This window comes from Streptomyces sp. NPDC002054 (assembly GCF_040296685.1).
Classification (GTDB): Bacteria; Actinomycetota; Actinomycetes; order Streptomycetales; family Streptomycetaceae; genus Streptomyces.
The window spans coordinates 1-14,895 of record NZ_JBEOXT010000060.1; the positions used below are offsets into that span (position 1 = coordinate 1).

At 75.2% G+C, this 14,895-nt stretch carries 10 protein-coding genes; 6 read left to right on the forward strand and 4 right to left on the reverse strand.

The genetic code is table 11. The features are described from left to right. Both ABT123_RS35140 and ABT123_RS35145 read right to left on the reverse strand, forming a co-directional pair. Nucleotides 1–1,328, reverse strand: a 1,328-nt coding sequence (locus ABT123_RS35140; protein WP_351322281.1) for an acyclic terpene utilization AtuA family protein, incomplete at its 3' end; no start/stop codon positions are given. 77 nt (nt 1,329–1,405) lie between these two features. Next, nucleotides 1,406–2,206, reverse strand: coding sequence for a TIGR03084 family metal-binding protein (locus ABT123_RS35145; RefSeq protein WP_351322226.1), 801 nt, complete (start codon nt 2,204–2,206; stop codon nt 1,406–1,408). 369 nt (nt 2,207–2,575) lie between these two features. Between ABT123_RS35145 and ABT123_RS35150 the strand changes: the two genes are divergently transcribed. Then, nucleotides 2,576–3,565, forward strand: coding sequence for a helix-turn-helix transcriptional regulator (locus ABT123_RS35150; protein WP_351322229.1), 990 nt, complete (start codon nt 2,576–2,578; stop codon nt 3,563–3,565). Here ABT123_RS35150 and ABT123_RS35155 read toward each other — a convergent pair. Both ABT123_RS35155 and ABT123_RS35160 read right to left on the reverse strand, forming a co-directional pair. Beyond that, nucleotides 3,556–4,542, reverse strand: coding sequence for an EamA family transporter (locus tag ABT123_RS35155; RefSeq protein WP_351322231.1), 987 nt, complete (start codon nt 4,540–4,542; stop codon nt 3,556–3,558). The genes ABT123_RS35150 and ABT123_RS35155 overlap by 10 nt on opposite strands. Before the next feature lie 47 nt (nt 4,543–4,589). After that, nucleotides 4,590–7,763 (reverse strand): FAD-binding and (Fe-S)-binding domain-containing protein, encoded by a 3,174-nt coding sequence (locus ABT123_RS35160; RefSeq protein WP_351322283.1) that lies wholly within the window; start codon nt 7,761–7,763, stop codon nt 4,590–4,592. A gap of 156 nt (nt 7,764–7,919) precedes the next feature. Here ABT123_RS35160 and serC point away from each other — a divergent pair, with 156 nt between their 5' ends. The 5 genes from serC (at nt 7,920) to ABT123_RS35185 (ending at nt 14,894) form a co-directional block, all read left to right on the forward strand. Further along, entirely contained in the window at nt 7,920–9,038 is a 1,119-nt protein-coding gene (gene serC / locus ABT123_RS35165; protein ID WP_351322234.1) for a phosphoserine transaminase, read from the forward strand. A 32-nt stretch (nt 9,039–9,070) separates the two neighbouring features. Then, the gene (locus tag ABT123_RS35170) at nt 9,071–9,220 is read left to right on the forward strand and encodes a hypothetical protein (protein ID WP_351322236.1); all 150 of its coding nucleotides are present in this window, start codon (nt 9,071–9,073) and stop codon (nt 9,218–9,220) included. Further along, nucleotides 9,217–12,582, forward strand: coding sequence for a sacsin N-terminal ATP-binding-like domain-containing protein (locus tag ABT123_RS35175; RefSeq protein ID WP_351322238.1), 3,366 nt, complete (start codon nt 9,217–9,219; stop codon nt 12,580–12,582). Before ABT123_RS35170 ends, ABT123_RS35175 begins: the two co-directional genes overlap by 4 nt. Nucleotides 12,583–12,952: 370 nt before the next feature. After that, nucleotides 12,953–14,449: a hypothetical protein gene (locus ABT123_RS35180; protein WP_351322240.1), complete on the forward strand. Its 1,497-nt coding sequence runs from the start codon at nt 12,953–12,955 to the stop codon at nt 14,447–14,449. 154 nt (nt 14,450–14,603) lie between these two features. Next, nucleotides 14,604–14,894: a DUF1232 domain-containing protein gene (locus ABT123_RS35185; RefSeq protein ID WP_351322242.1), complete on the forward strand. Its 291-nt coding sequence runs from the start codon at nt 14,604–14,606 to the stop codon at nt 14,892–14,894. Nucleotide 14,895: the final 1 nt, after the last annotated feature.

A 14,895-nucleotide genomic window follows, 5' to 3' on the forward strand; every position in this document is an offset into this window, starting at 1 on the left:
CGCCCCTTCCCGAACGGGGGCTGCGCCCCCGCCCCCCTGTGGGGGCTCCGCCCCGAACCCCGCGCCTCAAACGCCGGCGGGGCTGAGTAGGTACCGCCGGTCGGGATCGGGAGGTGGGTGCCGTTCGGGAGGATCGCTGTGTGGGGGAGCGAGTCCGCGGGGACGGTGGCTGCGGTGAAGATGCCGTATGGCATGGCCGGGCCCGGGACGGTGGTGACGTGGAAGCCCGGGTAGCTGCCGAGCGCCAGCTCGATGGCCGCCGAGGTCAGCGGTCGGCCCACCCGCTCCGCCGACGGGTCGCGGACCACCAGGCGGAGCAGTGCCGAGGCCGTCTCCTCCGTCGGCGCGTCCGGGTGGTCCGTACGGGCCAGGGTCCACTCCGCGGAGGCGACCCCTGCCAGGGGTTCGGCCAGTTGCTCCCGCACCAGCGCGGCCTTCGCCTCGATGTCCAGGCCGGTCAGCACGAACACCACCTCGTTGCGCCAGCCCCCGATCCGGGTGACGCCCACCTTCAGGGTGGGCGGCGGGGGTTCGCCCACGACGCCCTCGATGCGGACCCGGTCCGGGCCGTCCTCGGACAGCCGGACCGTGTCCAGGCGGGCCGTGACGTCCGGGCCGAGGTAGCGGACGCCCTGGGTTTCGTACAGGAGTTGCGCGGTGACCGTGCCGGCCGAGACGAGTCCGCCAGTGCCCGGATGCTTGGTGATCACCGATGAGCCGTCCGCGGCGATCTCCGCCAGCGGAAAGCCCGGGCGGCGGACGTCGGTCCCCGGCCGGTTGAAGAACGCGTAGTTGCCGCCGGTGGCCTGGGTTCCGCATTCGAGGACATGGCCCGCGACCACCGCCCCCGCGAGCCGGTCGTAGTCCTGCGGCCCCCAGTCGAACCACCAGGCCGCCGGCCCGGTGACCAGGGCCGCGTCCGTGACCCGGCCGGTGACCACCAGCTCCGCGCCGGCCCGCAGGCAGGCGGTGATCCCGGCCCCGCCCAGGTAGGCGTTGGCGGTCAGGGCGCCCGCGCCCGGTTCGCCGTACGGCATCAGGTCGTCGCCCTCGACATGGGCCACGGCCAGCGGAATGCCCGCCTTGGCGGCGAGTTCGCGGACCGCGTCCGCCAGCCCGGCCGGGTTGAGGCCGCCGGCATTGGTGACGATCCGTACGCCCTTCTCGTGCGCGAGCCCGAGGCAGTCCTCCAGCTGGCGCAGGAAGGTCTTGGCGTACCCGGCGCCCGGGTCCTTCAGCCGGTCCCGGCCGAGGATCAGCATGGTGAGCTCGGCCAGGTAGTCGCCGGTGAGCACATCCAGCGGGCCGCCGGTGAGCATCTCGCGCATCGCGGACAGCCGGTCGCCGTAGAACCCGGACGCATTGCCGATGCGCAGGGGCCGCCGGGCGGCCGGCGCCGCCCCGGTCACCGGGACTCCCCGGCCGGTCCGCGGCCCGCTCCGGCCGGGCCGGCGAAGGCCTGGGCGATGTCCAGCCAGCGGTCCGCGTCGGGGCCGTGCGCCTCGACGGCGACATCGGAGCGGTGCACCCGCTGGGTCACCAGCAGGCAGAAGTCCAGCGCCGGCCCGGTGACCCGCTGCGCCGCGTCCGCCGGGCCGTACGTCCACACGTCCGCGCCGTCCGGAGCGGTCAGCTCGACCCGGAACTCCTCGGCGGGCACCGGCAGTCCCCGTACCGCGTACGCGTAGTCGCGGGCCCGCACCCCGATCCGGGCCACGTGCCGCAGCCGTGCCGTCGGGGCCCGTCGTACGCCGAGCGAGTCGGCGATGTCCTGGCCGTGCGCCCAGGTCTCCATCAGCCGGGCGCTGGCCATCGACGCGGCCTTCATGGGCGGCCCGTACCAGGGGAACCGGGCGTCCGGCGCGGCCTCGGCGAGGGCCGTGTCAAGGGCCGTACGACCGGCCCGCCAGCGGGCCAGCAGCTCGGCGGGCGGGAGCGCGGCGCCTTCGGCCGCGCCCTCGTCGACGAAGCGGTCCGGCGCGGCGAGGGCGGCCTCGGTCATCCGGCCGAAGGCGGTGGCATCGGTCAGCGCGAGCAGCGCCGCCCGGTCGGTCCACGCGAGGTGGGCGATCTGGTGGGCGATGCTCCAGCCGGGTGCCGGGGTGGGCAGGGACCAGGCTTTCTCGTCGAGCCCGGCCACGAGCAGGTCGAGCTCCCGGCCCTCCTCGCGCAGATCGGACCGGACGGCAACGGACGGGTCGAGCACGGTGCGCTCCCCTCGGGGACGACGGCGTGAGGGGAAGACTGGCAGCGCAGCCGAAAACAATCAAGCGTGCATGCATGAAATTCTGTGCGGTGCGGTGTGGGAGGTGCCGGAACCGGCCATCTGGTTCAACTCTGCTGCTGGGGCGATGACTTGATGAGCCGCCGTCCGGCCGCACCCCCGTTGGCGGTCGGACAGCGGCTGGTGTGCGGGGGCCGCTCAAGCGGCCCGGGTGAAGTCCATCGTCCAGTTGAGCAGCCAGGTCACCCCGCCGTCGGTGGAGAAGTTCGCCGCCCCGTCCAGCGGCCGGCCAAGAAGTCGAAATCGTTCATGGACGGCACGCTAGGGAGCATCCACTGACACCCTGTGTCAGTGAAGTCGAGCCGCCTCCTCTCGATGCTGCTCCTGCTCCAGACCCGCGGGCGGATGACCGCCGCCGAGCTCGCGGCCGAGCTGGAGGTGTCGGTCCGTACGGTCTACCGCGATGCGGAGGCACTGTCGGCGGCCGGCGTGCCGGTGTACGGGGACGCCGGGCACAGCGGCGGCTACCAGCTGCTCGACGGTTACCGGACCCGGCTGACCGGACTCAGCACCGGCGAGGCAGAGGCCCTCTTCCTCTCCGGCATGCCCGGGCCCGCGGCCGAGCTCGGGCTGGGGCGGGCCCTGTCGGCGGCCCAGTTGAAGCTGCGGGCCGCCCTCCCGCCCGAACTGCGGGCGCAGGCCGACAGGATGCGGCTGCGCTTCCACCTGGACGCGCCCGGCTGGTACGCGGACCAGGAGGAGGTGCCGCTCCTGCCCCGGGTCGCCGACGCGGTCTGGCGGAGCCGGGTGATCGAGATCCGGTACCGGCGGTGGCAGGAGCCCCGGGAGGTGGACCGGCGGCTGCGGCCGTACGGGCTCGTGCTGAAGGCGGGGTGCTGGTACCTGGTCGCCGCACCGGAGCGGCCCGGGGCGGCGACCCCCGGGGCGGCGACCCCGGGGCCGTTCACCTTCCGGGTCGACCAGATCCTGGCCCTGTCCGAACCGGGCGAGGGCTTCGAGCTGCCCGAGGAGTTCGATCTGGCCGCGCACTGGCGGGCCGCCCAGCAGGACTTCCATGCGCGGCTGCACCGGGGTGAGGCGCTGGTACGGGTCTCCCCGCGCGGGGCGGGCCTGCTGAGCGGCGCCCAGGCCCGGGCCATGGCCGCGGCGGACGCCCCCGAGCCGGACGGCTGGACCCGGGTCGCGCTGCCCGTGGAGTCGGCGGAGCACGCCGAGTCCCTGTTCCTCTCGCTGGGCGGGGAGGTGGAGGTGCTGGGACCGCCGGAACTCCGGGACCGGATGCGGGCGACGGTGCGGGCGCTGGCTGCGCGCTACTCCTGAGGCGCGGGCTTGGGGGTCGGGGAGTTCCGGGAGTTCTGGGAAGTTTGGGAGCGGACCGCGCCCATGCTGGCGGCTATCACCAGGGCGATGGCCACCGCGTCGGTCGCGCCCAGCGCCTGGTGCAGCACCAGGAACCCGGCGGTGGCCGCGATGGCCGGTTCCAGGCTCATCAGGATCGCGAAGGTGGGTGCGGGCAGCCGGCGCAGGGCGAGCAGTTCCAGGGTGTACGGGAGCACCGAGGACAGCACTGCCACGCCCAGGCCCAGCGCCAGGGTGCTCGGGACGAGCAGGGCCGAGCCGGCCTCCGCGATGCCGAGGGGGAGCGAGAGCACGGCCGCCACCGCCATGGCCAGGGCCAGGCCGTCGGCCTGCCGGAAGCGGCGGCCGGTCCGGGCGCTGAAGACGATGTACGCCGCCCACATCGCGCCGGCTCCGATGGCGAAGGCCGCACCGGCGGGGTCGAGCCCGCCGAAGCCGGCCCCGGCACTGCCGTGGCCGGAGAGCAGCACGACTCCGGCCAGCGCGAGGGCCGCCCAGAGGAGGTTGACCAGGCGGCGGGAGACGATCACCGACAGGGCGAGCGGGCCGAGGACTTCCAGGGTCACCGCCGGGCCGAGCGGAATCCGGTCGATGGCCTGGTAGAAGAGGCCGTTCATCCCGGCCATGGCCACGCCGAAGGCGAGGATCGTGCCCCAGTCGGAGCGGGTGTAGCCGCGGACCTTCGGCCGGCAGATGACCAGGAGGACGAGGGCGGCTGCGGCCAGTCGCAGCGCGACCACGCCTGCCGCGCCCGCCCGGGGCATGATCATGACGGCGAGGGCGGCGCCGAACTGGACCGAAACTCCGGCCGTGAACACCAGCCCCACCGGCCCGAACCGCGAGGCCCCGGGACCGGCCGTCGTGGACGGCGGGGTGGGGGCGGGGGCGGTGGTGGCCGTGGGGGCGGCCGTGGGGGTGGGGGCGGCGGAGCGGGTCATTCCTCCAGACTAAGCCCCGCGTAAGGGGCATGCTGCCAGGTGTTGCCTTACAGGGGGTGGGGCGGAAGCTCCGGTTCCGCCGCCTGGTCCAAGGCCTCCGCCAGGACTTCCGCGAGATGGCGGGCCCGCCGGCCGTCGAGCTGGGCGATCTGGGTGCGGCAGGAGAAGCCGTCCGAGAGGAGCACGGTGCGGTCCGGGTCGGCGGCGCGCAGGGCGGGCAGCAGCTGTTCCTCGGCGCAGGCCACCGAGACCTCGTGATGGCCCGGCTCGAAGCCGAAGTTGCCGGCGAGGCCGCAGCAGCCGCCGGACAGCTCCCCCACCAGACCGGCCCGCTCGCGGAGCCGGCGGTCCGCGGCATCGCCCAGGACGGCGTGCTGGTGGCAGTGGGTCTGCCCGGCCACCGGGCGGTCCAGCCGGGGCGGCTGCCAGGTGGGGGCGAGCTCTTCGAGGGCCTCGGCGAAGGTCCGTACGGAGGCGGCCAGGCGGGTGGCGCGCGGGTCGTCGGGTAGGAGCCGGGGGAGGTCGGTACGGAGGGCTGCGGCGCAGCTGGGTTCCAGGACGATGAGGGGGGCTTCGGCGGGGGCGCCGTCCAGGGTGTCCAGGGTCCGGCGCAGGACCGCGCGGGCGCGGGTCAGGCGGCCGGTGGAGATGTAGGTCAGCCCGCAGCAGACCCGGCCGGCCGGGAGCCGCACGTCGATGCCGGCGGCGGTGAGGACGCGGGTGGCTGCGCGGCCAACCTCCGGAGCGAGGTACTCGGTAAAGGTGTCGGGCCACAACAGGGCGGCGGGGGCCGTTCCGCTGCGCGGAGCCTTCCCCCACCCCACCCCTTCCCGAAACCGGGGCTCCGCCCCGGACCCGTGCGATGCCCGGGCTTCGCCCGGCACCCTTCCGGGGCTCCGCCCCCGACCCCGTTGGGGCTCCGCCCCGGACCCCGCCGGGTGCCCGGGCTCCGCCCGGCCCCCCGTTCCGGGGGCTCCGCCCCCAACCCCCCTGCGCCCGCCCGGGCCTCCGCCCGGCACCTCGGGGGCTCCGCCCCGGCCCCCATCCGGCACCACCGGGGCTCCGCCCGGAACCCCCGGCCCCGGGCCTGCGCCCGGCATCTCGGGGGCTCCGCCCCCAACCCCCCGGCCCCCGCTCGGGCCTGTCCCCGGCACCGCCGGGGCCCCGCCCGGAACCTCCGGGGCTCCGCCCCAACCCCCATCCGGGCCCCCGCCCGGCACCTCGGGGGCTCCGCCCCCACCCCCGACCGGGGCTGCGCCCCCGCTCCCCCGCCCCCCGGCGCCGCCCCGCATGCCCGTCGAGCGCCACCAGCGGGTGAACGGAACCCGGGCTACCGGTGGCAGTGGGCGGGCGGGTGTCAGGCCTGCCAGGCGGGGGATGCCTGGGAGGCGGGTCAGGAGGGCGGCCAGGCCGGTGGTGTGGAGGCGGGTGAGGAGGTGGAGCCAGGTGGGGAGGCTGCCCAGGGTGTAGTGGGACAGCGGCCGGAGCCGGCCCGACCAGTGGTGGTGCAGGAACTCGGTCTTGTACGTGGCCATGTCGACGCCCACCGGGCAGTCGCTGAGACAGCCCTTGCAGCCCAGGCACAGGTCCAGCGCCTCCCGGACCTCCTCCGAGCGCCAGCCGTCGGTGATGACCTCGCCGGCCAGCATCTCGTGCAGCAGCCGCGCCCGGCCGCGGGTGGAGTGCTGCTCCTCGCCGGTGGCCCGGTACGAGGGGCACATCACCTCCGGGCCGGCCGCCCCGGTCGTGCTGCGGCATTTTGCTACGCCTACGCAGCGCGCCACCTCCCGGGCCAGCTCCGTGCGGGGCAGCACGCTGAAGCGGAGGTTCTCGTCCAGTCGGGCCGGGCGGGCCAGGATGCCCGGGTTCATGCCGCCCGCCGGGTCCCAGGCGTCCTTGTACGCGGCGAAGAGCGCGACGAGTTCCGGCCCGTACATGCGCGGCAGCAGCTCCGCACGCGCCTGGCCGTCGCCGTGCTCGCCCGATAGAGAGCCTCCGTGGGAGACGACCAGGTCGGCCAGGTCCAGAGAGAACGCGCGGAAGCGGGCCAGCCCGGCCGCCGACACCAGGTCGAAGTCCAGGCGGACATGCACGCAGCCCTCGCCGAAGTGCCCGTACGGCGCCCCGCGCAGCCCATACGAAGCGGTCAGCTCCCGGAACGCGCGGAGGTAGGCCCCGAGCCGGGCCGGCGGGACCGCGCAGTCCTCCCAGCCCGGCCAGGCCTCCCCGCCGTCCGGCAGCCGGGTCGCGGTGCCGGCCGCGTCCTCCCGGATCCGCCACAGAGCCCGCTGCCCGGCCGGGTCGGCGACCACCACCGCGTCCACCGCATCGGCCGCCCGGACCAGCGCCAGCGCTGCGACCGCGTCCGGCATCTCCACGAACAGCCAGGCCCCGCCCCGGGGCAGCCCCACCGGTTCGCCGCGCAGCAGGTCCGCCGCCATGCCCTCCACCGTCAGCGGTCCGTACGGGAGCAGCCCGGCCGCCGCGTCCGCCGCCGCGCTCTCGTCCGCGTACCCGAGCACGGCGAGCGCGGGCGCGGGCGGGGTTTCCACCAGCCGTACGACGGCCTCGGTCACCACCCCCAGCGTGCCCTCGCTGCCGCAGAACGCCCGCGCCAGGCCCACCCCCCGCTCGGGCAGCAGCGCATCCAGCGCATAGCCGGAGATCCGGCGGCCGAAGTCGGCGGGCATCCGGGTCCGCAGCAGGGCCAGGTGGTCCTCGATCAGCGGGCGCAGCCCGGGCGGGGCGCCGGCCCAGCCGGTGCCGATCCGGCGGGCCTCCGGGGCCGCACCGGACGCCCCGTACGTCAGGACCGTCAGCTCCGCCACATTGTCGGCGGTGGTGCCCCGGGCCACCGAGTGCGGCCCGCAGGCGTTGTTGCCGATCATCCCGCCGAGGGTGCAGCGGGACCGGGTGGACGGGTCCGGGCCGAAGGTCAGGCCGTGCGGGGCGGCGGCGGCCCGGAGGGTGTCCAGCACCAGCCCGGGCTGGACCACCGCGGTGCGGGCCACGGGATCGAGCGCGAGCAGCCCCGCCATATGGCGGGTGAAGTCGAGCACGATGCCCGTCCCGGTGGCCTGGCCGCCGATCGAGGTGCCACCACCGCGCGGCACCACCGGCACGCCCTGCTCGGCGCACACCCGCAGCACCGCCGCCACGTCCTCGGCGTCCCGCGGGGCCACCACGCCCACCGGCACCCGCCGGTAGTTCGACGCGTCCATGGTGGCCAGCGCCCGCGCCGCCGCACCGAAGTCCACCGTGCCGCGCACCGCCGCCCGCAGCGTCCGCTCAAGTCCGGTCACCCGTACATGATGCTTCTTGTCTCATCCGCTGGACGGATGGCCGCGGGCCCGTCGGTGACCGGATACGCTCCGCTCGTGGCTGAGATCCAGATTCCCGCTGACATCAAGCCCGCCGACGGTCGCTTCGGCGCGGGCCCCTCCAAGGTGCGGACGGAAGCGCTGGACGCGCTGGCCGCCACCGGAACCTCCCTGCTCGGAACCTCCCACCGCCAAGCCCCGGTCAAGAACCTGGTCGGCTCGGTGCGGCAGGGCATCCGGGACCTGTTCTCCCTGCCCGAGGGATACGAGGTGATCCTGGGCAACGGCGGCTCCACCGCCTTCTGGGACATCGCGACGCACGGGCTGATCGAGAACAAGTCCCAGCACCTCACGTTCGGCGAGTTCTCCTCCAAGTTCGCCAAGGCCGCCAAGCTGGCGCCGTGGCTGGCCGAGCCGACCGTCATCTCCTCCGAGCCGGGGACCCACCCCGAGCCGAAGGCCGAGGCGGGCGTGGACGTGTACGCGTACACGCACAACGAGACCTCCACCGGTGTCGCCGCCCCGCTGAAGCGGGTCGCGGGCGCCGACGAGGGCGCGCTGGTGCTGGTGGACGCGACCTCGGGCGCCGGCGGTCTGCCGGTGGACATCACCGAGACCGACGTCTACTACTTCGCCCCGCAGAAGTCCTTCGCCTCGGACGGCGGCCTGTGGCTGGCCGCATTCTCCCCGGCCGCCCTGGAGCGCGCCGCGCGCGTCCACGCCTCCGGCCGGCACGTCCCGGAGTTCTTCTCGCTGCCGACGGCGATCGACAACTCGCTGAAGAACCAGACGTACAACACCCCGGCGCTGTCCACCCTCTTCCTGCTGAACGAGCAGCTGGAGTGGATCAACAGCCAGGGCGGCCTGGAGTTCGCCACCGGCCGTACGGCGGCCTCCTCAGGCCACCTGTACGGCTGGGCCGAGGCCTCGAAGTACGCCGAGCCGTTCGTCACGGACCCGGCGAAGCGGTCCGCGGTCATCGGCACGATCGACTTCTCGGACGATGTGGACGCGGCGGCGGTCGCCAAGGCCCTGCGCGCCAACGGCATCGTCGACACCGAGCCGTACCGCAAGCTCGGCCGCAACCAGCTGCGCATCGCGATGTTCCCGGCGATCGACCCGGCGGACGTGCAGGCGCTGACCGCGTGCATCGACTACGTGATCGAGAAGCTGTAGCCCCTTCCGTCGTACGCCCCCCGGAGCCCCCGGTGACGTCTTGTCACCGGGGGCTCCGGGACGCCAACGCGGTGGTCTTCGGCCACCCCACCGGCAAGGCGAAGCAGCTCCGCCCGCGCGCGGGCCCGCAGTCCGCGCACGATACCTTCGGGGTCCCAGAACTTCAGGAGGCGGCGGCGTGAGCGTGCGAGTAACGGCGGACCGGGGCGGCGCGGACCCCTTCGGCACGGCCCGGCTGCGGCGCGGGGTGCTCGACTCCTGGGGCGCGGGCCCGGCCCGGTTCCGGGAGGACGCCAACGCCGAGGAGGACCTCGCGCTCGGCGGCTACCGGGACCGGCTCGTCGTCGAACTGGCGCAGAACGCCGCCGATGCCGCCGCCCGGGCCAAGGTGCCGGGCCGGCTCCGGATCACCCTGCACGCGAGCGGGCCGGGCGAGGGCGGGTACGGCGTACTGGCCGTGGCCAACACCGGTGCCCCGCTGGACGCCTCCGGGGTGGAGTCGCTGAGCACCCTGCGGGCCTCCGCCAAGCGCGATCCCCAGACCACGCAGGATGCCGCCGCGCAGAGCGTCGGCCGGTTCGGGGTCGGCTTCGCCGCCGTCCTGGCCGTCACCGACGAGCCGGCCGTGGTCGGCCGGCACGGCGGGGTCCGCTGGTCCCTGGCCGAGGCCCGCGAACTCGCCGCCGGAGCCTCCCAGGGCAGCCCCGGACTCGGCGACGAGCTGCGCCGCCGCGACGGCCACGTGCCGCTGCTGCGCCTGCCGTTGCCCGCCGAGGGCACCGCGCCCGAGGGCTACGACACGGTGGTCATTCTGCCGCTGCGGGACGCCGCCGCCGCGGACCTGACCGAGCGGCTGCTGGCCGGCATCGACGACGCCCTGCTGCTGACCCTGCCCGGGCTGGCCGAGCTGATCGTGGAGACCGGGGCCGGCACCCGCACCCTGCGCCGCCGCACCGAGGACCGGGCCCCGGAGCACGCCGGAGCCACCGAGGTGACCGTGATCACCGAGACCGGAGAGGGCGGCGAGACCGGCGACGGCACCGGCGGCACCTCGGGCACCCGCCGCTGGCGCACCGTCCGGCACGGCGGCCTCCTGGACCCCGCCCTGCTCGCCGACCGGCCCGTCGAGGAACGGCTCCGGCCGTTCTGGACGGTGTCCTGGGCGGTCCCGCTGGACGCGGAGGGCGCACCCGTACGCCCGGACACCGCGGCCGTGGTGCACGCCCCGACCCCCACCGACGAACCGCTGGGCATCCCCGCCCTGCTGATCGCCTCGCTCCCGCTGGACACCGCCCGCCGGCACCCGGCGCCCGGCCCCCTGACCGACTTCCTGGTGGAGCGGGCGGCCGAGGCGTACGCCGAACTCCTCGGCGGCTGGCACCCGGTGAGCACCGCCCTGGTGGACCTGGTGCCGGGCCCGCTCGGCAAGGGCGAGCTCGACGGGGCGCTGCGCGCGGGGATCCTGCGGCTGCTGCCGCGTACGTCCTTCCTGGCGCCCGCCGCCCCCTCCGAGGAGCAGGCCTCGCTGCGGCCGTTCGAGGCGGAGGTGGTCGAGGGCGCGGGCGCGGACACCGTACGGGTCCTCGCCGAGGTGCTGCCCACCCTGCTGCCCGCCGGTCTGGAACGCCGCGCCGAACTGCGCACCCTGGGCGTCGGCCGGCTCGCGCTGGGCGATGCGATCGAGCGGATCGCGGGCGCGGAGCGCCCGCCGCTCTGGTGGCACCGGCTGTACGACACCCTGGCCGGGGTGGACCCGGACCGGCTGTCCGGGCTGCCGGTCCCGCTGGCCCCGGAATCGGGCGGGGCCGAGCCCACCGGAGCCGAGGCGGGCCGGTACGAGACGGCCGGCCACAAGCAGCGGGCCGAACGGCCGGGCGGGCCCGAGTGGGCCCACCCCGACGACCTCGACGACCTCGACGGCCTCGCGGCGGCGGGCGGTGGACCGGGCGGCAGCGGGCCGCGGATCCGGACCGCCATCGGCCCCCGGCACATCCTGCTGCCCGGGCCCGACACCCCGGCCGGGCTGACCCGGCTCGGGCTCAAGGTGGCGCACCCCGATGCCGCGCACCCGCTGCTGGAGAAGCTCGGGGCGGTGCCCGCGAGCCCGCGGGCCGTGCTGAACACCCCCCAGGTGCGGGCCGCGGTGGCCGGCTCGCTGGACGCGGGCGAGATCTGGGACGAGGACGCCCCGGATCCCGACGAGCTCGCCGAGATCGTCCTCGGCCTGGTCCGGGACGCCGACCTGCTGCCGGGCGACGAGCCGTGGCTGGCCGCGCTGGCCCTGCCCGACGAGGACGGGGAACTCACCCCGGCCGGTGAACTGGTATTGCCCGGGTCGGCGTTTGCCGCCGTCATCCGCGAGGGTGAACTCCCCGCCGTCGAGCCGGAGCTGGTGGACCGCTGGGGTGCGCAGCCGCTGACCGCGGTGGGCGTGCTGGCCGGGTTCCAGCTGGTCCGGGCCACCGATGTGGTGCTGGATCCGGATGAACTGGAGCCGCGCGAGGGCGACTTCGCGGAGCCCGACGACGCGGGCCTGCTGGACGCGGTCGACGTGTGGTGCGAGGACGTGCTCGACCAGCTGCCGGACACCCCGGTGCCCCCGGTGGCGACCGAGCTGGTGGCCGTACGGGACCTGGACCTGGTGGACGACGACCGCTGGCCGCAGGCCCTGGCGCTGCTTGCGCAGCCGCCGCTGCGGGACGCCCTGACCCAGCCGGTGCGGGTGCTGCTGCCGGACGGCACCACCGAGTCCGTCCGCCCGTACACCGCCTGGTGGCTGCGCGACCACCCGGTGCTCGACGGCCGCCGCCCGGCCGGGCTCCGGGCGGCCGGTGGCGACCCGCTCCTCGAAGGCCTCTACACCTCGGCGGACGCCACCGGGTTCGAGGACGAGCAGGTGCTGCGGGCGCTGGGCGTACGGACCTCGGTGGCCGCCCTGCTCGACGAGCCCGGCGGCGCGGCCGAGCTGCTGGGCCGGCTCGCCGACCCCGAGCGATGGGTGACGGACCGGCAGTTGCACGCGCTGTACGGGGCGCTGGCCGAGCTGGATCCGGATCAGGTCACCCTGCCGGACGAGCTGCGCGCGGTGGTGGACGGCGAGGTGGTGGTGGTCGACGCGGCCGAGGCGCTGGTCGCCGATGCGCCGGACCTGCTGCCGCTGACGGCCGGGCTGCCGCTGCTGCCGGTCGCCCCGGCGCAGGCCGCGGAACTCGCGGAGCTGCTCCAGGTGCGCCGGCTGTCCGAGACGGTTCCGGCGGAGGTCACCACCCCGGGCGAGGTGCACGAGGTGCCGGAGCCGGTGCGGGTGCTGCTGGGTCCGGCGACTCCGGCGACGTACCTGGAGCACGAGGAACTGATCGCGGGCGGGGTGGAGCTGGACTGGCGGCTCACCCGGGACGGGGTGCTGCACGCCGCGACCCTGGAAGGGGTCGCGGCCGGGCTGGCCTGGTCGGCAGGCCAGTGGCCGCGCCGCTTCGAGGTGGCGGCCCTGCTGGAGGACCCGTCCCGCACGGCGGAACTGGCCCGCGACCGCTGGTTCGACTGAGCCCGATTCAGTTCCGTTTCGGACACGATGAGGCCGCGGATCCCCTCGGGGGATCTCCTCGCGCGGCGATGCGGGGACTGGCCGGGCGTCCGGAACGGTCCGCTGGTCGCCCCGTTCTTCCGTCGCGCAGCCCTGTCTTGATCCTTTCGGCTCGGCAGGGCTGCCCGGCCGAGCCGGTGTACCGTCACGCTCACCGAAACTACTGTCCAGTAGTTCGGGGGGCGGAATGGCATGCGCCTGACAGTCGCTGATCCGGTACCGGCGTCGCGGCCCTGTCGCCTCGGCGCCTGACCTGCGCGTACGGCGCCCCTCCCCCGCTCCCCCGCATCGCCTTCCTGACTGACCATCAAAGCCGAAGGTTCCCCCCTGCATGTCCCCTCGCACCCGCGGAGCGCTCCCCGCGCTCCTCATCACCACCGCGCTCACGCTGACCGCATGCGGCTCGCCGACGCCGGACGCCAAACCGACTGAACTCACGGCCGCGGCCGGCCAGGCCGCTCCGGGCGCCACGCCGCCGGCCGACTCCCCCTCCCCCACACCCGCTTCCCCTCGGCCGAAGCCGGCGCGCCCGGCCACGGCCGGCAGCCTCCCCGTCTCGGTGGTGCCCGCCGGAAAGCCGAAGAAGCTGGCCCTTGTCACGCCCGCCGCCGCCCGGTCCGGCAAGCCCGCAGCACCCGAGGCGAGCTCCCCCGACCTCACCCTGTCCTCCTACGACCAGAAGACCGGCGCGGCTGTACTCGCCTCCGCCGAGAGCGCCCCGGCCACCCCCAAGGACGGGGCCACCCCCAAGGACGGGGCCGCCGCCGGGGTCAAGGTCGGCCAGCTGATCGACAGCCCGCCGACCCCGGCCGCGCCGCGCGGGGCGCTGGTCGCGATCACCGAGGTGAAGCAGACCGAACGCGGGAAGACCGCCGTCGCCACCCGTCCCGCCACCGTGGCGGAGCTGCTCGGCGGCAGCTCGGCCAACCTGCACGCCGCCCTTGACCCGCGCAACATCACGGTCGACCCGCAGGTCAAGGACCTCAAGGTCTCCTTCACCAAGCGTGCCGACGGCGGCGACGGCTCGGTCTCGACCGGACTGAAGCTGGACGCGGACGCCAAGATCCCGCTACCGCACGGGGCTTCGGTGGATCTGTCCGGCTCGGTCCAGATCGACCCGTCCATCGACTTCTCCTACGACGGTCACGCCTTGAGCCCCCGTCAGGCCAGCGTCGGCTTCGACGTGGCAGCCCGCGCCAACTGGCGGGTCGCCGCCGGAATATCCGGGTCGGCCGAGCCGATCCGGGTCCCGCTGGCCAAACTCCACGCCACCCCCACGGTGATGGCCGGTCCGGTGCCGATCGTCATCGGCCTGGACCTGTCGCTCTACGCGACGGTCGCGGCCGACGGCAAGGTCACGGTCGAGGCCGAGCAGCAGCTCGCCGCCGACTGGGGCATCCGCTCCGACTACGCCAAGGGCAAGGGCTGGACGACAAAGACCGAGCCCGGCACGACGAACATCTCCCCCGTGCGCGCCAAGTTCAACGGCTCGGCGTCGGTCCGTGCCGGCCTGGACCTTGAGGGCTCGGTCGCCCTGTACGACGCGGTGGGTGTGAAGGCCTCGATCAAGCCCTACCTGCGGGCCGCGATCGACGGGTCGGTCTCCATCGACTCCAGCGGTGCCGCCCCGGTCGTCAACGGCAAGGCCGGCCTCTACGGCGGTATCGACATCAACGGGGCGCTGATGGCCCGCATAGCCATCTTCGGCACCCCGCTCTTCGAGAAGGAGATCCCCTTCGCGGCCTTCCAGCGCGAATGGCCGATCGTGACCCGCTCCACGGGCACCCCCGCGGCCTCCGGTCCCACCCCGGGACCGGCGAAGGGCTGACAGCACTCCCGCCTCGATCCGGGGGGCTCGCGGACGGCTTCCGTCCGCGAGCCCCCCGACGTGCTGTACCGCATGCTGGTGTCAGGGCCGTACGGGTCGCAGCGGGACGCGTCAGGCGTGTCGGCCGGGGAGCCCGCGGGCAGGAGGAGCCGGTATGGACAGCATCCTGTGGTGGGCCGTGGGGATCCTGGCCCTCGCCACCGTGGCCTGTGCCGTCGTGCTGCTGGTGCGCGTGCTCCGGGCCCGGCGGCTGCTGCTGAACGCGGGCGTGCCGTTCCGCGACAAGGCGCTGTTCTGGGCCGCCGTGGCCTACACGCTGTGGCCGGTCGACCTGCTGCCCGACCCCGTGTACCTCGACGACATCGGCGTCCTGCTGCTCGCCCTGCGGTCGCTCCACACGGCCGTCCGGCACGCGGGCGCGGCCGTGCGCGGCACCGCCGACTAGG

What these genes read in the sequence shown, in the direction of transcription:
- ABT123_RS35155 (WP_351322231.1), bottom strand. Translation starts at nt 4,542, where the DNA reads ATGACCCGCTCCGCCGCCCCCACCCCCACGGCCGCCCCCACGGCCACC.
- ABT123_RS35160 (WP_351322283.1), bottom strand. Translation starts at nt 7,763, where the DNA reads ATGGACGCGTCGAACTACCGGCGGGTGCCGGTGGGCGTGGTGGCCCCG.
- ABT123_RS35180 (WP_351322240.1), top strand. Translation starts at nt 12,953, where the DNA reads ATGTCCCCTCGCACCCGCGGAGCGCTCCCCGCGCTCCTCATCACCACC.
- ABT123_RS35185 (WP_351322242.1), top strand. Translation starts at nt 14,604, where the DNA reads ATGGACAGCATCCTGTGGTGGGCCGTGGGGATCCTGGCCCTCGCCACC.